The sequence below is a fragment of the Allobosea sp. 10L417 genome, from assembly GCF_056395485.1.
Genome location: NZ_JBFTJP010000013.1, coordinates 101,430 through 122,079 on the forward strand (window position 1 = coordinate 101,430; position 20,650 = coordinate 122,079).

General features: G+C 67.2%; 19 protein-coding genes. 15 read left to right on the top strand and 4 right to left on the bottom strand.

Annotation, left to right across the window (positions count from 1 at the left end):
* Positions 1-60 precede the first annotated feature (60 nt).
* Positions 61-2,154, top strand: coding sequence for a penicillin-binding protein 1C (gene pbpC, locus AC1DE3_RS24905; protein ID WP_476780678.1), 2,094 nt, complete (start codon positions 61-63; stop codon positions 2,152-2,154).
* A gap of 532 nt (positions 2,155-2,686) precedes the next feature.
* Here the strand turns inward: pbpC and AC1DE3_RS24910 are convergent.
* Complete coding sequence (locus tag AC1DE3_RS24910; protein WP_476780677.1) at positions 2,687-5,773, bottom strand: efflux RND transporter permease subunit; 3,087 nt, start codon at positions 5,771-5,773, stop codon at positions 2,687-2,689.
* Positions 5,773-6,852, bottom strand: coding sequence for an efflux RND transporter periplasmic adaptor subunit (locus tag AC1DE3_RS24915; RefSeq protein WP_476780676.1), 1,080 nt, complete (start codon positions 6,850-6,852; stop codon positions 5,773-5,775). Before AC1DE3_RS24915 ends, AC1DE3_RS24910 begins: the two co-directional genes overlap by 1 nt.
* A 150-nt stretch (positions 6,853-7,002) precedes the next feature.
* Here AC1DE3_RS24915 and AC1DE3_RS24920 point away from each other — a divergent pair, with 150 nt between their 5' ends.
* The 5 genes from AC1DE3_RS24920 (at position 7,003) to phnE (AC1DE3_RS24940) (ending at position 11,537) form a co-directional block, all read left to right on the top strand.
* Positions 7,003-7,695: a TetR/AcrR family transcriptional regulator gene (locus AC1DE3_RS24920; RefSeq protein ID WP_476780675.1), complete on the top strand. Its 693-nt coding sequence runs from the start codon at positions 7,003-7,005 to the stop codon at positions 7,693-7,695.
* 156 nt (positions 7,696-7,851) lie between these two features.
* Positions 7,852-8,670 (top strand): phosphonate ABC transporter ATP-binding protein, encoded by an 819-nt coding sequence (phnC, locus tag AC1DE3_RS24925; protein ID WP_441509627.1) that lies wholly within the window; start codon positions 7,852-7,854, stop codon positions 8,668-8,670.
* Positions 8,671-8,747: 77 nt separating this feature from the next.
* Entirely contained in the window at positions 8,748-9,662 is a 915-nt protein-coding gene (gene phnD, locus AC1DE3_RS24930; protein WP_441509628.1) for a phosphonate ABC transporter substrate-binding protein, read from the top strand.
* Positions 9,663-9,804: 142 nt separating this feature from the next.
* Positions 9,805-10,686, top strand: a complete 882-nt coding sequence (phnE, locus tag AC1DE3_RS24935) for a phosphonate ABC transporter, permease protein PhnE (RefSeq protein ID WP_441509629.1) — start codon at positions 9,805-9,807, stop codon at positions 10,684-10,686.
* Complete coding sequence (gene phnE / locus AC1DE3_RS24940) at positions 10,683-11,537, top strand: phosphonate ABC transporter, permease protein PhnE (RefSeq protein WP_476780674.1); 855 nt, start codon at positions 10,683-10,685, stop codon at positions 11,535-11,537. The genes phnE (AC1DE3_RS24935) and phnE (AC1DE3_RS24940) overlap by 4 nt, the downstream gene beginning before the upstream one ends.
* Positions 11,538-11,649: 112 nt before the next feature.
* Here the strand turns inward: phnE (AC1DE3_RS24940) and phnF are convergent, their stop codons facing one another.
* Entirely contained in the window at positions 11,650-12,396 is a 747-nt protein-coding gene (gene phnF / locus AC1DE3_RS24945; RefSeq protein WP_476780673.1) for a phosphonate metabolism transcriptional regulator PhnF, read from the bottom strand.
* Positions 12,397-12,484: 88 nt separating this feature from the next.
* Between phnF and phnG the strand changes: the two genes are divergently transcribed.
* From phnG to AC1DE3_RS24985, 8 genes are all read left to right on the top strand, one after another.
* Positions 12,485-12,913 carry a phosphonate C-P lyase system protein PhnG gene (phnG, locus tag AC1DE3_RS24950; RefSeq protein WP_476780672.1) on the top strand — a complete coding sequence of 143 codons (429 nt, stop codon included), beginning with the start codon at positions 12,485-12,487 and terminating at the stop codon, positions 12,911-12,913.
* Complete coding sequence (gene phnH, locus AC1DE3_RS24955) at positions 12,913-13,515, top strand: phosphonate C-P lyase system protein PhnH (RefSeq protein WP_476780671.1); 603 nt, start codon at positions 12,913-12,915, stop codon at positions 13,513-13,515. Before phnG ends, phnH begins: the two co-directional genes overlap by 1 nt.
* Positions 13,515-14,702 (top strand): carbon-phosphorus lyase complex subunit, encoded by a 1,188-nt coding sequence (locus AC1DE3_RS24960; protein ID WP_476780670.1) that lies wholly within the window; start codon positions 13,515-13,517, stop codon positions 14,700-14,702. Before phnH ends, AC1DE3_RS24960 begins: the two co-directional genes overlap by 1 nt.
* A complete protein-coding gene (locus AC1DE3_RS24965) occupies positions 14,699-15,622 on the top strand; it encodes an alpha-D-ribose 1-methylphosphonate 5-phosphate C-P-lyase PhnJ (RefSeq protein ID WP_476780669.1) in 924 nt (307 codons plus the stop codon). The genes AC1DE3_RS24960 and AC1DE3_RS24965 overlap by 4 nt, the downstream gene beginning before the upstream one ends.
* Positions 15,619-16,425, top strand: a complete 807-nt coding sequence (gene phnK / locus AC1DE3_RS24970) for a phosphonate C-P lyase system protein PhnK (RefSeq protein ID WP_476780668.1) — start codon at positions 15,619-15,621, stop codon at positions 16,423-16,425. The genes AC1DE3_RS24965 and phnK overlap by 4 nt, the downstream gene beginning before the upstream one ends.
* Before the next feature lie 194 nt (positions 16,426-16,619).
* Positions 16,620-17,315 (top strand): phosphonate C-P lyase system protein PhnL, encoded by a 696-nt coding sequence (phnL, locus tag AC1DE3_RS24975; protein ID WP_476852847.1) that lies wholly within the window; start codon positions 16,620-16,622, stop codon positions 17,313-17,315.
* Positions 17,316-17,317: 2 nt separating this feature from the next.
* Positions 17,318-18,457: an alpha-D-ribose 1-methylphosphonate 5-triphosphate diphosphatase gene (locus AC1DE3_RS24980; RefSeq protein ID WP_476780666.1), complete on the top strand. Its 1,140-nt coding sequence runs from the start codon at positions 17,318-17,320 to the stop codon at positions 18,455-18,457.
* On the top strand, positions 18,454-19,149 hold the full coding sequence (locus AC1DE3_RS24985) for a DUF1045 domain-containing protein (protein WP_441509639.1): 696 nt from the start codon (positions 18,454-18,456) through the stop codon (positions 19,147-19,149). Before AC1DE3_RS24980 ends, AC1DE3_RS24985 begins: the two co-directional genes overlap by 4 nt.
* A gap of 198 nt (positions 19,150-19,347) precedes the next feature.
* Here the strand turns inward: AC1DE3_RS24985 and phnN are convergent, their stop codons facing one another.
* Positions 19,348-19,938, bottom strand: coding sequence for a phosphonate metabolism protein/1,5-bisphosphokinase (PRPP-forming) PhnN (gene phnN / locus AC1DE3_RS24990; protein WP_476780665.1), 591 nt, complete (start codon positions 19,936-19,938; stop codon positions 19,348-19,350).
* Here phnN and AC1DE3_RS24995 point away from each other — a divergent pair.
* Positions 19,937-20,572: an LbetaH domain-containing protein gene (locus AC1DE3_RS24995; protein ID WP_476780664.1), complete on the top strand. Its 636-nt coding sequence runs from the start codon at positions 19,937-19,939 to the stop codon at positions 20,570-20,572. The two genes, phnN and AC1DE3_RS24995, sit on opposite strands and share 2 nt — an antisense overlap.
* Positions 20,573-20,650: the final 78 nt, after the last annotated feature.

Here is a 20,650-nt window from a genome sequence, read left to right on the forward strand (position 1 = left end):
GGCGCAGCGCAGCGCAGACCCGAGAATCTCGATCAGGAGATGCTCGGGTCAAGCCCGAGCATGACGCCGTGCCCTGGCCGCTTCCGCAAACTGAGGATCGCTGCCGGTGTTCTTGCCGTCGCGATAATCGCGGCAGCCACCGCCCTCACCCTCTACGCCCGCTCGCTCCCCCCGCTCGACCTCTCCGCCGCGGCCGACCGCTCGACTGTGGTACTCGACCGCGAGGGCAAGCTGCTGCGCCCCTTCCTCACCGCGGACGGGCGCTGGAAGCTGCCGGTCACCAACGGCGATGTCGACCCCCGCTACCTCGCCATGCTCAAGGCCTTCGAGGACAGGCGCTTCGACAACCACCACGGCATCGACCCGCTGGGCATGCTGCGCGCCGCCAGCCAGATGCTGGTGAATGGCCGCGTCGTCTCCGGCGGCTCGACTCTCACCATGCAGGTCGCCCGCCTGCTGGAGCCGCGCGAGGAGCGCACGCTCGCCGCCAAGCTCCGGCAGGCAGTACGCGCTGTCGAACTGGAGCGGCGCTTCGACAAGGCCGGCATTCTCGACCTCTATCTCACGCTCGCCCCCTTCGGCGGCAATCTCGAAGGCGTGCGCGCCGCGAGCTTTGCCTATTTCGGCAAGGAGCCGAAGCGGCTCTCGGCCGCCGAAGCCGCCCTGCTCGTCGCGCTCCCGCAATCGCCCGAGACGCGCCGGCCGGACCGCTTCGTCGAGGCCGCCCGCAAGGCGCGCGAGCGCGTGCTGGAGCGGGTCGAGCAGGCCGGGCTCGCGACACAGGACGAGGTCGCAGCCGCCCGCAACGAACCGATCCCGACCACGCGCCGCCCGTTTCCCAATTTGAGCCCGCATGTTGCCGAGCAGGTCGTTGCGGAAGCACCGACATTGCGGGTCCACAAGCTTGCGCTCGACGCAAGGCTGCAAGCCTCGCTCGAAGGCCTCGCCCGCGAGCGCAGCCTGGGGCTAGCCCCGCAAGTCTCGATCGCGATCCTCGCAGTCGACAACGAGACGGGCGAGGTCCGCGCCTCGGTTGGCGGCGTCGACTACTTCGCGGCCGAACGCGCCGGCTCGCTCGACCTGACACGGGCGCTGCGCTCGCCGGGATCGGCGCTGAAGCCATTCATCTACGCGCTCGCCTTCGACAACGGCATCGCCCATCCCGAGACGATGCTGGAGGACCGGCCGGCGCGCTACGGCATCTATATCCCCGAAAATTTCGATATGACCTTCCAGGGCATGGTCAGCGCCCGCAAGGCGTTGCAGCTCTCGCTCAACGTGCCGGCCGTCGAACTGCTCTCGGCGCTGGGCCCGCAGCGCTTCCTCTCGCGGCTGCGCGATGCCGGCGTCGCCATCGCCATGCCCAGGGACAGCGGCGCACCCGGCCTTGCGGTAGGCCTCGGCGGTCTCGGTATCACCCTGCAGGACCTGACCCGCGCCTATGTCGGCCTCGCCCGCGGCGGGGAGATGCTGCCGCTACGCTTCCGCCAGCAGGCGGCCACGTCAGGCCCCGCCCCGCGCCTCGTCGACCCCGTCGCGGCCTGGTATGTCGCCGATACCTTGCTCGGCGCGCCTCCGCCGCTCAATGCGGTGCCCGGGCGCATCGCCTACAAGACCGGCACCTCCTATGGCTATCGCGACGCCTGGGCCGTCGGCTTCGACCGCAAGCACACGATCGGCGTGTGGGTCGGCCGCGCCGATAATGGCGCTGTGCCCGGATTGGTCGGGCGCACGGTTGCGGCGCCGATCCTGTTCGACGCCTTCGCGCGGCTCGGCATCGATCCACGGCCCTTCCCGCAGCCGGCGGACGCGATCGTCGCCAGCACCGGCCATCTGCCGCCGCCGCTCAGGCATCTCCGGCAGGACGTGCCCAAGACCGTGACGGCAATGACGACGCCGACGCTCAAGCTCGCCTTCCCGCCAGACGGCGCGCGCATCGACCTCTCCGCCGCCGCCCTCGACGGCAAGGGCCAGCTCAACCTCAAGGCCGCAGGCGGGTCGCCGCCCTATACCTGGCTGGTCGACGGATCGCCGGTGACCGAGCCGCAGCGCCGGCGCGAGACGCAGTGGCAGCCGCCCGGCAAAGGCTTCATGCGGATTTCGGTGATCGACGGCACCGGCGCGAGCGAGAGCGTCTCGGTGCGGCTGCAGTAGCGAGCCGGCATCACTGCGGCCCCCGCACCGAAAGCCCCGTACAGGACTAGCCTGCGGGGTTTTCGGGCGAGCGTATCCGAGGGATGCGCGGAGCCTTGCGGCGTTCGCAGTCGACGGCTGCGTGCCGATGTCGAGTCGATGTCGATGGGTGTCGAACAGCGACGACCTCGCGCTGCCCGGCTCCGCGCACGGGTATCTGGGGGTCCGCCTCGCTTCGACGCCGGGCGAGGGCGCGGGCCTGCCTGTTTCGGCCCGTGCGAAGTCGGCACCTCCACGCCTGACAGGCCCGCAACGGCCCGGGGCGTGAAGCCCGCAATCCCCTCCGGCCCACGATGCCTCGCGAAGCCCCTCGGTCGGATGGAACGCGCGCAGCATAGGCATGGGTTGGAGGGGCGGGGATAAGTCAGGCGGCAGACGCCGTCATGCTCGGGCTCAACCCGAGCATCTCATGCCGAAAGAGACTCCTGCGCCGTCCCGTCCGGAGATTCTCGGGTCTCCGCTACGCTTCGCCCGAGAATGACGCCGGAGCGTTCTACTCCGCCGGATGCAGCTGCGCCCCGTGCGCCTCTTCATCCGCGCCGTGGCGCGAGCCATGGACCTTGCGGGCGAGATAGCTATAGGCGACCGGCACCACATAGAGCGTCAGCAGCGTGCCGAAGGTCATGCCGCCGACGATGACCCAGCCGATCTGCGAGCGGCTTTCCGCTCCGGCGCCATGGGCGATGGCGAGCGGCACGGCGCCGAGCACCATCGCGCCCGTGGTCATCAGGATCGGGCGCAGGCGCAGCTCCGCCGCCTCGACGAGGGCGTCGATCATCTCCTTGCCCTCCTCGCGCAGCTGGTTGGTGAACTCCAGGATCAGGATGCCGTGCTTGGTGATCAGGCCGACGAGCGTGATCAGGCCGATCTGGCTGTACACATTCATCGTCCCGCCCGTGTAGTAGAGCGCTGCGAGCGCGCCGGTGAGCGAGAGCGGCACCGAGACCATGATCACCACGGGATCGACGAAGCTCTCGAACTGCGCCGCCAGCACCAGATAGATGAAGCCGAGCGCCAGCAGGAAGACGAGGAAGATGCTCGCGCCCGACTGCTTGAACTCGCGGCTCTGGCCGGAATAGTCGACCTGGACGGAGGATGGCAGCACGCGTGCGGTCGCGTCCTCCAGCACCTTGAGCGCATCGCCGAGCGAATAGCCGGGCGCAGGCAGCGCCGTGATCGTGGCCGAGCGCAGCTGATTGAAGCGGACCAGCTCCTTGGGCGCGACGGTCTCCTCGATCCTGACCAGGCTCGACAACTGCACGACTGCGCCGCTGCGGCCCATCAGATAGATCGATTGCAGCGCCTGCGGCGTGTTGCGCTCGGAGCCCGCGACCTGCAGCATCACGTCGTACTGCTTGCTGTTCATGTTGAAACGCGTGACCTGTCGCCCGCCGAGCAGCGTCTCCATGGTGCGGCCGATGACATCGACGCCGACGCCGAGGTCGGCGGCGCGCTGCCGGTCGATCGTGACCCGGATCTGCGGCTTGTCGAGAATGAGGTTCGTCTCGACGTTCGAGAGCGCCGGAGAGTCTGCGACCTCCCGCATCAGCTGGTCGACATAGCTCTTGAGCTGGGCGTAGCTCTCCGAGGAGCGCAGCACGAACTCAACAGGCTTGCTGTTGGCGTTGCCCTGGCCGAGCGAGGGCGGGTTGTTGGCGAAGAGGCGGATGCCGGGGATCTGCCCGAGCTCGCGGGTGATGTCGGCGACCAGATCCTGCTGCTTGCGCTCGCGCTCCTCCCAGGGCTTGAGCCGGGCAATGGCGATGGCGCGGGTCACGTCGGGAAAGCCGACGATGACGAGATAGGTATCCACCTCCTGGAGCTTGCTGAAATATTCCTCGACCCGGCGGGCATAGCTCGCCGTGAAGGACATGGTCGCCCCTTCCGGCGCAACGCCGATCACGTTGATCGTGCCACGATCTTCGACCGGCGCCAGCTCCGAGCGCAGATGGGTGAAGAAGTAATAGCCGCCGCCGGCGACGCCAACCGCCAGCAGGACGATGAGCGGACGCACGGTGAGCGCAGCGCGCAGCGAGGCCCTGTAGCCCCGCGACAGCCCCTCGAAGCCACGCTCCAGCACATTGTACAGCCAGCTATGCTTGTCGTGGTGACGCAGGAGCTTGGCGCACATCATCGGCGTCAGCGTCAGCGCGACGAAGCCGGAGACCAGCACCGCGCCGGCGAGCGTGAGCGCGAACTCGATGAAGAGCTTGCCGGTGCGGCCGGTCGAGAACGCCATCGGCGCATAGACCGCCACCAGCGTCAGCGTCATCGCTACCACGGCGAAGGCGATCTCGTTGATGCCGCGGATCGCCGCCTTGTTCGGCTCCATGCCGTCCTCGATATGGCGGTGGACGTTCTCCAGCACCACGATGGCGTCGTCGACGACGAGGCCGATGGCGAGCACCATCGAGAGCAGCGTCAGCGTGTTGACGGTGAAGCCGAACGCATACATCAGCGCGAAGGAGCCGATCAGCGAGACCGGGATCGTCACCAGCGGAATCAGCGTCGCCCTGAGCGAGCGCAGGAAGACGAAGATGATGAGAACGACGAGGACGATCGCCTCGATGATCGTCTGGAACACCGCCTTGATCGAGCGGTCGATGAAGATCGAGCTGTCGTAGGAGACCGCGATAGACATGCCGTCGGGCAGATCCTCGATGATGCCGGGCAGCGCCGCGCGCACGCCGGACGAGACGTCGAGCGGGTTCGCGGTCGCCTGCTTGACGATGCCGACGGTCACCGAGGGCGAGCCCTTGAACCAGGCCGCGTTGCGCTCTTCGAGCGCGCCGAGCTCGACGCGCGCCAGATCCTTCAGCTTGATCGGGAAGCCGGCGGCATCCTTCACCACGATCTCGCGGAACTGCTCCGGCGTGACCAGGCCGGTCTGCGACAGCACGGTGAACTCGCGGTCGCTGCTCTCGATCCGGCCCGATGGAATCTCGATGTTCTGGGCGCGAACCGCCGCCTCGATCTGCTGGACGGTAACGTCATAGGCGGAGAGGCGCGAGCGATCGAGCCAGATGCGCATCGCATATTGGCGCTGGCCGAGAATGCGGACCTCGGCGACGCCGGTGATGTTCTGGACGCGCTCTGCGATGAAGCGATCGGCAAAGTCGGTCAGCTCGAGCGGGCTGTGCCGCGTGCTGGTCAGCGACAGGTAGAGGACCGGCTGCGAATCCGCCTCGACCTTGGCGATGATCGGTTCGTCGATCTCTTCCGGCATGCGCCCGCGCACGCGGCTGACGCGGTCGCGCACGTCGGAGGCCGCAACGTCGGGATCGATGTCGGGGCGGAAGCGCACCGAAATCTGGCTGCGCTCCTGGCGGCTGGCCGAGGAGATGATCTCGATGCCCTCGATGCCGGCGATCGAGTTCTCCAGGATCTGCGTGACCTGGGTCTCGATGATCTCGGCCGAGGCGCCGCGATAGATCGTCTGCACCGAGACGATCGGCTCGTCGATGTTCGGGTATTCGCGGACGGTGAGGCGGCCATAGCAGACGATGCCGATCAGCATCACCAGCAGGCTCAGAACCGTCGAAAGGACGGGCCTGCGGACGAAGAGCTCGAACAGGCTCATCAGAGCTGGCTCGTCTGGACGGGCTTTTCCTTGACGGAGATGGTGCTGCCGTCACGCAGCCGCATCTGACCGGCGGTGATGATCTGCATGCCGGGCTTCAGCCCGCCGACCACCTCGACCTTGCCGGGCAGGCGCTTGCCGAGCTCGACCGCGACGCGGCGCGCCTTGCCGTTCTCGGCGACGTAGATCATCTTGCCGACGCCATCAGGCACCACCGCCATCTCGGGGATGACCATGGCGTTCTCGCGCTGGTCGACCGTGATCGACAGCCGGGCGAACAGGCCGGGCTTCAGGGCGAGATCGCCGTTCGGAACGTTGGCGCGCAGACGGATCGCGCGGCCGTTGACGTCGACGACCGGGTCGATCGCGAAGATCTGGCCCGTGAAAGTCCGGTCCGGAACGGCATCGACGCGCACCTGGACGGGCTGGCCGACCTTGACGCGGCTCAGATAAATCTCCGGCACCCGGAAATCGACCTTGATCGGGTCGATGCTGGTCAGCACGATCAGCGGCTTGCCGACGGAGACATAATCGCCGATGCCGACCGAGCGCAGACCGACGACGCCGCTGAACGGCGCGACGATGGTCGATTGCGCGAGCTTGGCCTTGGCAAGCTGGACGCGCGCCTCGCTGGACGCGAGCCGCGCCGTCGACTCGTCGAGCGCGACCTGCGTGCCCGAGCCGCGCTGCACCAGCGCCCTCAGCCGCTCGTTGGTGTCGCGCGCCAGCCCGAGATCGGCCAGCGCCTGCTTCAGCTCGGCATCGAGGATGGCGGTATCGAGCTTGACCAGATCCTGACCGGCCTTGACCCGCTCGCCCTCCTTGAAGCCGAGAGCGACGACGCGGCCGGCGATTTCGGAAGCGATGATCACGGATTCATCCGCGGCGAGCGTGCCGAGCGCCTCGACCTCCTCGTTGACGGTCATCGTCTCGACGGAAGCCACCTCCACCGGCACGGCTCGCGGCCCGGAAACGGCGCTGGCCTGGGCCTGCTGCGTGCCGGCGCGCTGGTTGCGGTAGGCGTAATAGCCGCCGCCCGCGAGCGCCGCGACCACGACGAGGAGAACAAACCGCTTCATAAGACTGGACGCTCCAATACCGCGCGACTATCTTAGACTGGACAGTCTAGTTTGATAAGAGGCCAAGTGTGCGGGAGCATGGCTGACACCCCCCTCCGTCGACACCGGGCAACCCCTCTCACCGAACCGGCAGGCGGCGAGGCAAGACCCGTGCCGAAACCCCTCCGGCGAAACGGCGCCAAGACACGCCTGCTCGATTCCGACCAGACCGAAACGAACCCGGCCAAATCCCTTTCCGCCGAACGCGCGCGCCCCGACAAGCACGACGCCATCACCCGCGCAGCCGCCGAAACCTTCCTTGCGGAGGGGTTCGAGCGCGCGAGCCTCGACCAGATCGCCCATCGGGCCGGTGTTTCGAAACAGACGATCTACAGCCATTTCGCCGATAAGGAGGCGCTGTTCAAGGCGATTTGTGCCGGCCTCACGGAAACGTTGACTCTGCCGCTCGAGCAGGCGTCGCCCGCCGCCGATCTGCGCAGCGCCCTGACGCAGCTGGGCGAGGACATGCTCAAGCTCATGCTGCGTCCGGCCTCCCTCGATCTGCACCGGCTGGTGGTCAGCGCCTCGCCACGCTTTCCCGAGCTCGGCCGCGCTGCCTATGAGGCCGGCGCCAAGAGAATGAGCGCCGCCATCGTGACGCTGCTCATCGAACGGTCACGCGTCGGCCACGGCGTTGCCCGCCCGCTCGGCCTTGCCGAAGCCGATCTCCTCGCCGAACAGTTCGTCGGCATGCTGCGCGGCCTGCACCAACTGCGCGGCCTTCTCGGGGTGAAGCCGATGCCGGCCACCCAGCGGAAAGCCTATGTTCGCGCCTGCGTCGACGCGCTGCTGAACGCGCTCTGACGAGGCCATCCAAGGTCACCGGATCGCGCTTTCGGCCACTGTCACGCCGCTGTCATCAGCCGCCGCTAGCTCTCGTCGCCATGGAGATGAGTTGCCCCACGGTCAGGGCCGGACGGGGCTGCGCTCATGCCCGCATCGTGCGCGAGAACCCATCACATGCTGCGTATCGAAGGTCTGACCAAGCGCTTTGGCGACAAGAATGCTGTCGACAATGTCTCGCTGTCGATCCCCAAGGGTGAGATGGTCGGCGTGATCGGCAGGTCCGGAGCCGGCAAATCAACTCTGCTGCGCATGCTCAACCGGCTGGCGGAGCCGACATCCGGCCGGATCGCCTGCGAGGAGCAGGAGGTCACCGCGCTGAAGGGGGCTTCGCTGCGGCGCTGGCGCCGCGACACGGCGATGATCTTCCAGCAGTTCAACCTCGTCGGCCGCCTGGACGTGCTGACCAACGTGCTGCTCGGGCGCCTGAACCACCGCTCCGCCGCCCTGACGCTGGTCAAGAGCTTCTCCCAAGACGACAAGATCCGCGCCATTGCGGCGCTCGAACGTCTCGATATGGGGCATCTGCTGGCACAACGCGCCGAGACCCTGTCCGGGGGCCAGCAGCAGCGCGTCGCCATCGCCCGCGCCCTGGTCCAGGAGCCGCGCATCATCCTCGCCGACGAGCCGATCGCCTCGCTCGATCCCCGTAACACGCAAGTCGTCATGGACGCGCTGTTCCGCATCAACCGCGAGGACGGCATCACCGTGATGTGCAACCTGCACGACCTCGATATCGCGGCAAAGTATTGCGACCGGCTGATCGGCATGGCGGCCGGCAAGGTCGTGTTCGACGACGTGCCGCAGGCGCTGACGCGCGAGGTCGCAGCCGAACTCTACGGCATCGAAGCCAAGGATGCCGGCGCCGAGGCGCTGGACGCGCTCGATGCCATCGCCGCCTCCGAGGCGAAGCGCGCCCGCCAGAAGATCGCCTGACAAGCGAAGGATCGCCGGCGCGGCCAAAGGCCGTCGCCGCGAAAAGAGCATCCCGACAGCAACCAGGAGCAGACCCAATGCTGACCCGTCGTCATACCCTCAAGCTCGCCGTCGCCGGCCTCGCCGCCACCGCTGCCCCGGCCTTTGCCCAGGACTGGAAGGCGAAGTATCCGGAGCTCGTCTTCGCGATCATCCCGGCCGAGAACGCCTCGGGCGTGGTCGAGCGCTACACCCCCTTCGTGAACTATCTCGCCAAGGAACTCGGCACCAAGGTGACGCTGCGCATCGCCAATGACTACGCCGCGATCATCGAGGGCCAGCGCGCCGGCAACATCCATATCGGCATGTACGGCCCGGCCTCCTTCGCCCGCGCCCGCATGACCGGCGCCAAGGTCGACGCCTTCGCGATCGAGACCAACCTCGACGGCACGAAGGGCTACCACTCCGTCTTCTACGTGAAGAAGGACTCGCCCTATCAGAAGGTCGAAGACCTCAAGGGCAAGAATCTCGGCCTCGTCGATCCGAACTCCACCTCGGGCAACAACGTGCCGCGCTTCGTCCTCAACCAGATGAAGATCGAGCCGGAAACCTTCTTCTCCAAGGTCGTCTACACCGGCAGCCACGAGAACGCGGTCATCGCCCTGCAGCAGGGCACCGTCGACATCGCCGCCAACTGGTGGAACGACGAGCAGGAGTCGAACCTGCAGCGCATGGCCCGCAAGAACATGGTCAAGGCCGACGACTTCCGGATCATCTACAAGTCCGAGCAGATCGTGAACTCGCCGATGGCCTATCTCACCGACCTGCCTGATGACCTCAAGGCCAAGATCCGCGACGCGGTGCTGAACCTCGCCACCAAGGACAAGGCCGCCTTCGACAAGATCTATGAAGGCAAGCAGGGCCCGCTCGTCGCCGTCGACAACAAGGCTTACGACCCGATCATCGAGCTCAACAAGTTCGTCGACGACCTCCGCAAGAAGAAGTCGTCGTAATCATCAGCACGTCATGCCCGGGCTTGACCCGGGCATCTCCCGACAGAGATTCCCGGGTCTGCGCTTCGCTTCGCCCGGGAATGACGCCCTTGTCCGGGATCGGCACCAGCCGGTCCCGAGACGGAGTGGAAGCGCCCCCGCCATGACCCTCGCGATCGACCGCAACGACCCGGCCATCCTGGCCCATGCCGAGACATATCGGCAGGCGGCCGTGGCCAAGCGCCGCCAGGCGCTCATCGGCGCCGCCGTCTTCATCGTCTGCGTCCTGCTGGCCGCGCGCGGCTCGGAGGTCGATCTCGCCAAGTTCTTCGCGAACATCCACCGCTTCCCGAAATACATCTACGAGACACTGCCGACGCTGCGCCTCGCCAGCCTCGGCTCAGACCTTGCGGAATGGTATTGGGGCCTCAAGAACTGGCTGAAGCTGCTCTGGCAGACCATTCTGATCGCCTATGTCGGCACCGTGCTCGGCGCCGTCGGCGCGTTCCTGTTCTGCTTCGCCGCCGCCGCCAATCTCGGCCGGTCCGCATGGCTGCGCTTCACTGTCCGCCGCTTTCTCGAATTCTGCCGCACCGTTCCGGAAATCGTCTTCGCGCTGATCTTCGTCATCGCCTTTGGTCTCGGCCCGTTGCCGGGCGTGCTTGCCATCGCCATCCATACCATGGGCGCTCTCGGCAAGCTGTTCTCAGAGGTGGTCGAGAACATCGACCTGAAGCCGGTCGACGGCGTCACCGCCTCCGGCGGCAGCTGGTGGCAGATCGTGCGCTTCGCCGTCGTGCCGCAGGTGCTCTCCAATTTCGCCAGCTATGCGCTGCTCCGCTTCGAGATCAATGTCCGCGGCGCCTCGATCATGGGCTTCGTCGGCGCCGGCGGCATCGGCCAGGACCTGATCGAGGCCATCCGCAAATTCTACTTCACCGATGTCAGCGCCATCCTGCTGCTGATCATCGTCACGGTGATGCTGATCGACTACGGCACCGAGCGCCTGCGCCACGCCCTCCTCAGCCTGGAGCACGGTCGATGAGCCTCGCCTTCACCCCGGCCGAGCGCGCCGACATCGTCAACCGCCACCAGGCCGCGATCCGCGGCTCGCTCAAGACGAAGCTCGCCACCATCGGCACCATCACCGTGCTGCTCGGCCTCTTCCTTTACGGGCTGACGACCCTTGAGACCTCGCTCTGGAAGATCCTCGCCGGGCTCGGCAATCTCGGCTCCTTCGTCGGCCTGATGCTGCCTCCCAACCCCGGCTCCTGGGCCCGCGCCCTGATCTTCGTGCAGGCGCTGTTCGAGACGATCGCCATCGCCTTTCTCGGCACCGTTCTGGCGGCGACACTCGCCCTGCCGCTCGGCTTCATCGCGGCGCGCAACGTCGTCGCCAACCGCGTCGTGCATTTCCTGGCCCGCCGCTCGCTCGACACGGTGCGCGGCGTGGACGCGCTGATCTGGGCGCTGATCTGGGTGAACGTCGTGGGCCTCGGCCCCTTCGCCGGCATGCTCGCGATCATGACCAGCGATCTCGGCGCCTTCGGCAAGCTCTATTCGGAAGCGATCGAGGCCGCCGACCGCAAGGCGGTCGAGGGCGTCGCCTCCGTCGGCGGCGGCAAGGCGCATGAGATCCGCTTCGGCCTGCTGCCGCAGGTGCTGCCGGTCATCGCGAGCCAGGTGCTCTATTTCATCGAATCCAACACCCGCTCCTCGACGATCATCGGCATCGTCGGCGCCGGCGGCATCGGCCTCTATCTCGCAGAGACGATCCGCACGCTGGAATGGCAGCAGGTCTCCTTCCTGATCCTGCTCATCCTCGCCGCCGTCTCCGCCATCGACTTCCTCTCCGGCAAGCTGCGCTTCGCCATCATCGGCAAGCGGGCGAACTGACCTCCTGGGCCGTCGTTCTCGGGCGTAGCGAAGCGAAGACCCGGGAAGCTCCCGCGGCAAGAGGCGGCTCTTCGTCCTGAGATGCTCGGGTCACGCCCGAGCATGACACTCCTCAACGATCCCCGAACGGCTCGATCACCATTTCCATGCGTTCGGCAGCGAAGACGCTCGAGACCAGATGCACCGGCGTCAGGTCCGGCAGCGCATCCACCGCCGTCGAAATCATCACGGCAGCCTCGGGCGCGATCTCCAGCAGTTCTGCCTCCCGCTCATCGGCAAGCCGCGCCGTCAACCGTGTCGAGAGGCGCACATAATCCGTGATGCCGTAGACCTTGAAGGCTGCCGTGATAGAACCGGCCGCCTCACGATAGGCCTTGTCGAAATCCGGGAAGCGCTCGACCGAGAGCCAATGCGTGCCCGTGCCCATCGGCACGCCATCGGCGAGGCTTACGCCCCGCACGCACCAGAGCGGCGTCCCGAGCTTCAGGCCCAGCGCCGTGCAGGCCGCCGCCTCGCCGACGACCGTCTCGGCCGACAACATGCGGCTCGTGCCGGTGATGCCGAGCTTGCCCATATTGGTGCGCATGCTGACGCGCCGTCCGATCGGATAAGGCAGGCGCGGCGCTGTCACCTGCGTGCCGCGTCCGCGCGAGACAGTGACCAGCCCCTGCTCGGCCAGATGCCGGAAGGCCTGCCGCACGGTGTGGCGATGCACACCGTAGCGTTCCGCCAGCGCGACCGAGGCCGGCAGCGTGTCGCCGAGCTTGTATTCGCCGCGCCCGATCGCATCAGCCAGTTCATCGGCGATGCGCCGCCAGGCTGTTCCGCCATCCCGTTCCGCGATTGCCGCATCCGTCATCAAAATTTCATCCGAAAAGTATAGACCTTTGCCATCAACTCTTCTAGCATAGTCTAGACATTCGGAACTGACCAGCGAGCCCGCGCCGATGAGCCAGAAAACCGCGAGACAAGGCTGGATGGCGACGCTGGCGCGCGCCTCCCGCATCGAGATCGAGACCCTGTTGGGCGATCCACCCGACCATGAAGTGCTCAAGGCCCCCGAAACCGGAACCGTGATGGTCGAGGGCCGCGCCGGCGGTGCCGGCCGCCGCTTCAATCTGGGCGAGGCCACGGTTACGCGCTGCGTCGTGCGCCTTTCGACCGGACGGATGGGCTTCTCCTATGCGCTCGGCCGCGACGGCCGCAAGGCGCGGCTGGCCGCGTTGCTCGACGCCCGGCTTCAGGACGAGGCCGAAGGCGGCCTGCATGAAGGCGTCGCAGCTCTCGCGGCGCAGCAGGCGGCCGCCCGAGAGCTCGCCTCCCGCAAGGCCGCGGCCACGAAGGTCGATTTCTTCACGCTGGTCAGGGGCTCGTGATGTCATCGCAATCGATGATCGCTCCCGGCTTCTCCGATCCGGTCTTCCAGTCCCAGGCGGCCTTCCGCGCGCTGCTCGCCGCCCTCTCCGAGCCCGGCACGCTGCAGCGTGTCGCAGCCGAGATCGCACCGCCGGAGGGTCTTGCCGCTGCTACGGCGACCGCGCTGCTGTCGCTCGCCGATTACGAGACGCCGGTGTGGCTGCCCGCAGCCCTGCGCGACGGCGCGGCCGGCGCCTGGCTGCGCTTCCACTGCGGTGTCGCGCTGGTCGACGATCCCGCCGAGGCCGCGTTCGCGGTGCTCGACGGCGCGGCAAATGAACCGAAGCTTTCCGCCTTCAATCTCGGCAACGACCAGTTCCCGGATCGCTCGACCACCGTGATCGTGCAGGTCGCAGCGCTGGAGGGCGGCACCGCCTTCACCCTCTCGGGCCCAGGCATTCCCGGCACGCGCACGGTCGCGCCGCAGGGCCTGCGCCCCGGCTTCGTCGAAGAGCTGCGCGAAAACAACGCGCTCTACCCGCTCGGTGTCGATGTCGTGCTCACTCATGGCGACGGCATGACCGGCCTGCCGCGCTCGACGCAAATCGAGGAGGCCCGCTGATGTATGTTGCCGTCAAGGGCGGCGAGGCAGCCATCCTCGCCACGCACGACCTCGTCGCCGAGGCGCGCCGCGGCGACCCCGCCGTTCCGGAAATCAGCGTCGCCCAGATCCGCGAGCAGCAGGCCCTGGCCTGCGCCCGCGTGATGAACGAGGGCTCGCTTTACGATCAGGATCTCGCCGCGCTCGCATTGAAGCAGTCGCAGGGCGACGTCATCGAGGCCGCCTTCCTGATGCGGGCCTATCGCACGACGCTGCCGCGCTTCGGCTCTTCCCAGCCGCTCGATACGGCCGCGATGGCGATCCGCCGCCGCGTGTCGGCGACCTACAAGGATCTGCCGGGCGGGCAGGTGCTCGGCCCGACCTATGACTACACGCATCGGCTGTTCGACTTCGCGCTGATGGATTCTCCCGCAGTCATGGCCGGGCTTGACCCGGCCATCTCGGGACAAGAAAGCACCGGAGCCTCCGTGTCCGGAGATGCTCGGGTCAAGCCCGAGCATGACGGCCTGAAAGCCCCTCTCGACGCGACCATGCCGCGCGTGCCCGACATCCTCGGCGCCGAGGGTTTGATGGAGGCGGAGGAGCCGCCGGAGGGCGATCCGCGCCCCTTCGACCTCACCCGCGATCCCGTCTCCTTCCCGGCCGACCGCGACGTGCGCCTGCAATCCATGGCGCGCGGCGACGAGGGCTTCCTGCTCGGCCTCGGCTATTCCGTGCAGCGCGGCTTTGGCGGCACGCATCCCTTCGTCGGCGAGGTCCGCGTCGGCGAGGTTGCGGTCGAATTCGTGCCGGAGGAACTCGGCTTCGCGGTCGATCTCGGCGACGTCACCCTGACCGAATGCCAGATGGTCAACCAGTTCCAGGGCTCGAAGGAAGTCCCGCCGCAATTCACCCGCGGCTACGGCCTCGTCTTCGGTCATAGCGAGCGGAAGGCGATGTCGATGTCGCTGGTCGACCGGGCCTTGAAGTCCCGCGATTTCGGCGAGGCGACCAACTACCCGGCGCAGCAGGACGAGTTCGTCCTCTACCACGCCGACAATGTCGAAGCGGCCGGCTTCGTCGAGCATCTCAAGCTGCCGCACTATGTCGATTTCCAGGGCGAGCTCGAACTGATCCGCCGCATCCGCCGGGAGCGCGAGGAGCGAATCGCACGCGAGCGGGAAAGCATGCCGGAGGCTGCGGAATGACCCTTCACCAGATTCCGGCGGATGATACGAAGCCGGCTTATAACTACGCTTATCTCGACGAGCAGACCAAGCGGATGATCCGCCGCGCCTTGCTCAAGGCGGTCGCGGTGCCCGGCTATCAGGTGCCGTTCGGCTCGCGCGAGATGCCGCTCGCCCGCGGTTGGGGCACCGGCGGCATCCAGATCACCGCCGCGATCATCGGCCCGGACGATACGCTGAAGGTGATCGATCAGGGCGCCGACGACACCACCAACGCCGTCTCGATCCGCAAGTTCTTCGAACGCACCGCCGATGCCCGCACCTGCGAGGCGACGGAGGAGGCGACGATCATCCAGACCCGCCACCGCATCCCGGAGGCGCCGCTCAAGCCCGGCCAGGTCATGGTCTATCAGGTGCCGATGCCCGAGCCGCTGCGCCGGCTGGAGCCTCGCGAGGCCGAGACCCGCAAGATGCATGCCTGGGCCGAATACGGGCTGATGCAGGTCAAACTCTACGAGGACATCGCCCGCTATGGCGAGATCACCAAGACCTATGACTATCCGGTCATGGTCAACGATCGCTACGTGATGGCGCCCTCGCCGATCCCGAAATTCGACAATCCGAAGATGCACATGTCGCCCGCGCTCCAGCTCTTCGGCGCCGGCCGCGAGAAGCGCATCTACGCGCTGCCGCCCTATACCAGCGTGCGCAGCCTCGATTTCGAGGATCACCCCTTCCGCATCCAGAGCTGGACCCAACCCTGCGGGCTCTGCGGTGCTGCCGACAGCTATCTCGACGAGGTCGTGATCGACGATCGCGGCGGGCGCATGTTCGTCTGTTCCGACAGCCATTACTGCGAGACCCGCCGGGCCGAAGGCCATCGCGGCACCATGCTGGGCGATGCCGCCGCGAGCGGGCTGGTCGAGGAGACGACCCCATGACCCTTCACGTCGCTCCCGCCGAGCTCGATCTCGAACCCGCTCCCCTGCTCTCGGTCGCCAATGTCAGCCGCTTCTATGGCGAGCGCATCGGCTGCGCCGATGTCTCCTTCGATCTCTGGCCGGGCGAGGTGCTCGGCATCGTCGGCGAATCCGGCTCGGGCAAGTCGACGCTGCTGCGCTGCCTTGCCGGCATCGACAAGCCCGACGAGGGCGAGGTGCTGTTTCGCGGCGGGTCTGAACCGCTCGATATCTACTCTGTCTCCGAGCAGGAGCGCCGCCGCCTGATGCGTACGGCCTGGGGCATCGTCCACCAGAACCCGCGCGACGGCCTGCGCATGGACGTCACCGCCGGCGGCAATGTCGGCGAGCGCCTGATGGATCGCGGCGACCGGCATTACGGCCAGATCCGCGAGCGCGCGCTCGACTGGCTGAGCCGCGTCGAGATCGCCGACGCCCGCATCGACGACCGGCCGCGCCAGTTCTCCGGCGGCATGCAGCAGCGCCTGCAGATCGCCCGCGTGCTGGTCTCGGAACCCCGCCTCGTCTTCATGGACGAGCCGACCGGCGGCCTCGACGTCTCCGTGCAGGCCCGCCTGCTCGATCTGCTGCGCGTGCTGGTGCGCGATCTCGGCCTCGCCGCGATCATCGTCACCCATGACCTCGCCGTCGCCCGGCTCCTGACCGACCGGTTGATGGTGATGAAGGACGGCTATGTCGTCGAGCAGGGCCTGACCGATCAGGTGCTGGACGATCCGCATCACGCCTATACGCAGCTTCTCACTTCGGCGGTGCTGAGTGTGTGAGCTGTACCTCTGTCATTCCGGGGCTTCGCGAAGCGAAGAACCCGGAACCCACGACCGGGTGAGACTTGTGCCAATGGCGATCACGGTCGCTCGCCCAGTCGTGGTTTCCGGGTTCGGGCCTGACGGCCCGCCCCGGAATGACAGAAGCCCCCCGTCACATCCTCGTCACCGCGAAGCGGCAAGGCACTGACACCATGACCACGATGATTCAGGTCGAGAACGTCGCCAAGACCTTCACCCTGCACAACCAGGGCGGAGCGCGTTTGCCCGTCTTCGACAACGTCAATTTCCATGTCGAGGCCGGCGAGGCGCTGGTGCTTGCCGGCGCGTCGGGTGCCGGCAAATCGAGCCTGCTGCGCATACTCTATGGCAATTACAAGCCGACGGCGGGCGCGATCCGCATCATCCATGCCGGCCGCCCCGTCGACATCGTCGCCGCCGTGCCGCGCACCGTGCTCGATGTCCGCCGCCGCACGCTCGGCTTCGTCTCGCAATTCCTGCGCGTCATCCCGCGCGTCTCGACGCTCGACATCGTGCGCGACCCGCTGCTGGCGCGCGGCGCTTCGGCGGAGACCGCAACCGCAAAGGCGAAGGCCATGCTCGCCCGCCTCAACCTGCCGGAGCGGCTGTGGAACCTCGCGCCCGCCACCTTCTCGGGCGGCGAGCAGCAGCGCGTCAACATCGCCCGCTCCTTCGTCGATCCCTCCGCGATCATGCTGATCGACGAGCCGACCGCCTCGCTCGACGCCAATAATCGCGACGTCGTAGTAGACCTCATCTCGGAGGCGCGCACCGCCGGCTCCGCCATCGTCGGTATTTTCCACGACGAGGCGGTTCGCGAACGCGTCGCGACGCGCTATCTCGACATCACCGCTTTCCGGAAGGCCTGACGATGCAAACCGTTCTCACCAACGCCAAACTCATTCTCGAGAACGAGGTCATCACCGGCACCATCGCTTTCGACGCGAACGGCATCGTATCGGTCGATCAGGGCGGGTCATCCCTGCCTGGCGCCATCGACGTCGGCGGCGACTATGTCGCGCCCGGCCTCGTCGAGATGCACACCGACAACATGGAAAAACACTTCATGCCGCGCCCCAAGGTCTTCTGGCCGAACGGGCTCGCGGCGGCGCTCGTCCATGACGCGCAGATGGCCGCGGCCGGCGTCACCACCGTCTACGACGCCGTCTGCGCCGGCACGCCCTTCTCGGCCAAGGACTACCGCAAAGACATCTTCGCCGACGTGATGAAGGCGCTCGCCGAAGGCAAGCGCGAGAACGTCTTCCGCATCGACCACCGCATCCACATGCGCTGCGAGCTGACGAGCCCGGACCTGATCAAGGACATCGAGCCCTATCAGGACGACGAACTCGTCCAGCTGGTCTCGCTGATGGACCACACGCCGGGCCAGCGCCAATGGCGCAACATCGAGCATCTGCGGACCTATGCGATGGGCAACGGCAAGACGCAGGAAGAGTTCGAAGAGGACGTGGTGATGCGCCAGCAGGAAGGCGCCACCAACGTCTCGAAGAACTGGTCGGCGGTCGTCGACGTCTTCCGTTCGCGCGGCATCCCGCTCGCGACCCATGACGACACCACGCCCGAGCATGTCGCAGATGGCATCGCGTCGGGCGCCGTGATCTCCGAATTCCCGACCACGATCGAAGCGGCCGGAGCCGCCAAGAAGCATGGCCTCGCGACTGTCGCGGGGGCGCCCAACGTCGTGCGCGGCGGCTCGCATTCCGGCGGCGTCTCGGTCTCCGAACTGGCCGAGAAGGGCCTGCTCGACGGGCTCTCCTCGGACTACGTTCCGGCGAGCCTGCTGCAGGCCGTCGTCAAGCTCAATGCCGGCCACGGCATCGCGCTGCCCGAGGCGATGGGCATGGTGACCTGGAAGGTCGCCGACATCCTCGGCCTCAAGGATCGCGGCCATCTCAAATCCGGCCTGCGCGCCGACCTGCTGCGCTTCAAAGTGCTCGGCGCCACGCCGGTCATCGGCGCCGTCTGGTCGAAAGGCGAGCGCGCGTTTTGAGCAAGCCGCGCTACGCCGTCTATTACGCTCCCGCCGCCGAAAGCCCCCTCTGGCGCTTCGGCAGCGCGACGCTCGGCTATGATGCGCTCACCGGCGAGGATCTGTCCTTCGCCGTTCCACCCGGCTGCGATCCGGCTCAATGGCCGGCCCTCACCGAGGAGCCGCGCCGCTACGGCTTCCACGCCACGCTGAAGGCGCCCTTCGAACTCGCTCATGGGCGCAGCGAAGAGCAGTTGCGCGCCTTCGCCCGGAACTACGCCGCCGGCCGGGAGGGCGTGACGCTGGCGGGCCTGAGCGTCACGGCGCTCGGCTCCTTCGTGGCGCTGACGCCGTCGGAGCCCAGCGAGGAGCTGCAACGCTTCGCCTTCACGCTCGTGCAGGCCTTCGAGCCGTTCCGCGCGCCGCTGGAGGAAGCGGACCGGGCGCGACGCCTCAAGAGCCCGCTCACCCCCGCGCAGCACGCCTATCTCGAAGCCTATGGCTATCCTTATGTGGGCGACGCCTTCCGCTTCCACATGACGCTGACCGGCTCCTTGCCGGGCGAGCACGCGGCACCGGTCAAGCAGGGGCTGGAAGCGGCCTATGCGGAGGCCCTCCCGACCGGATCGGTCAAACTCGACCGTTTCGCCCTGTTCAAGCAGGACGGCCGCGCCGGCCGCTTCCGCCTGCTCGATTCATATCCCTTCGGCTAAAATGCCCCGCGTTGCCGGCGTTCCACCGTCATTCCGGGGCAGGCCGCAGGCCTGAGCCCGGAACCCATGAACACCGGACAGAGATCAGGAAGCGGCTGCACCGACAGCATTCGGATGGTCGAAAGACGCGTTCATGGGTTCCGGGCGCATCGCTGCGCGATGCCCCGGAATGACGGCCAGCCTCGATCGCCGGATCGCCTACCGACCGAGCCCGCGCAAAACGGCGAGCAGCTCTCCGGCGGCCTCGGCAATGCTGCGATCGTTCATGATCGTGACGATCTCGGCGCTTTCAGCCGTCAGCGGAGCCTCGCGCTTCAGGCGCGCCGCGATATCCGCCTCGCTCTCGCGCCCGCGCGCCGCGAGCCGCTGCGCCAGCACCGGCACCGGGGCGGTGATGTTGAGCACCACCACACGCTCGGCCAGCCGCTCGGCCGCCGCGATGACGGCGCGGGAAATATTGACGATCACCACCGCGCCCTCGGCGATGCCGGCGAGCTCGGCCGCGGGGATACCGTAGCTCAGACCATGCGCCCGCCAGCTCAAGGCAAGATCGCCCTTCACTTCGGCCTCGCGGAAGGCGGCCTCGTCGCAGGAATCGTGATCCTCGGCGCCGGCCATGGCAGGGCGGGTGATCAGCCGGCGGGCGAAGCGGAAGCGCGGATCGCCGGCGAGCCCGGCCCGGCCCGCATCCATCAACGTGTCCTTCCCCGCACCGGAAGGCCCGACCACGAGGACAAGCGCGCCCGCTGCTGAAACGGGGGCCGCAAGATCAGGAGACTGTAAGGACATGGCTGCGAAGAAGCTGGGACTCGAAGCGGTGATCGACCCGACCGCTCAGGTGAGGCAGGCGACGCTCGGGCGCTACACCGAGATCGGCGCCCGCACGAGTTTCGTCGAGTCGACGATGGGTGATTACTCCTATGTCGTGAACGACGCGAATGTCATTTACACGACGATCGGAAAATTCTGCTCGATCGCGGCGATGACCCGGATCAATCCCGGCAATCATCCGATGCACCGGGCGAGCCAGTCGCATTTCACCTATCGCGCCTCCGCCTATTTCGACGATGCTGAGGACGATGCCGCCTTCTTCGACTGGCGCCGGGCGCATGCGGTGACGATCGGCCACGACGTCTGGATCGGCCATGGTGCGATCGTGCTCGCCGGACGCAACATCGGCACCGGCGCGGTGATCGCGGGCGGCGCCGTCGTCACCAAGGACGTCGCCCCCTACACCATCGTCGCCGGCAATCCGGCCCGGCCGGTCAGGCGGCGCTTTTCCGAGGAGGTCGCCGAGCGGCTGCAGACGCTTGGCTGGTGGGACTGGGACCATGCGCAACTGCGCACAGGGCTGGACGATTTCCGTCATCTGCCGGTGGAGGCGTTCCTCGACAAATACGAAGCGCTGAAGGGCGAGGCCTGAGGCGGTCGGCCGCAGCAGATCGATCCAGATCGGCCCCCCTCCTCACCGGCCGTTAACCCGTGATCGGCGAGAGAGGGC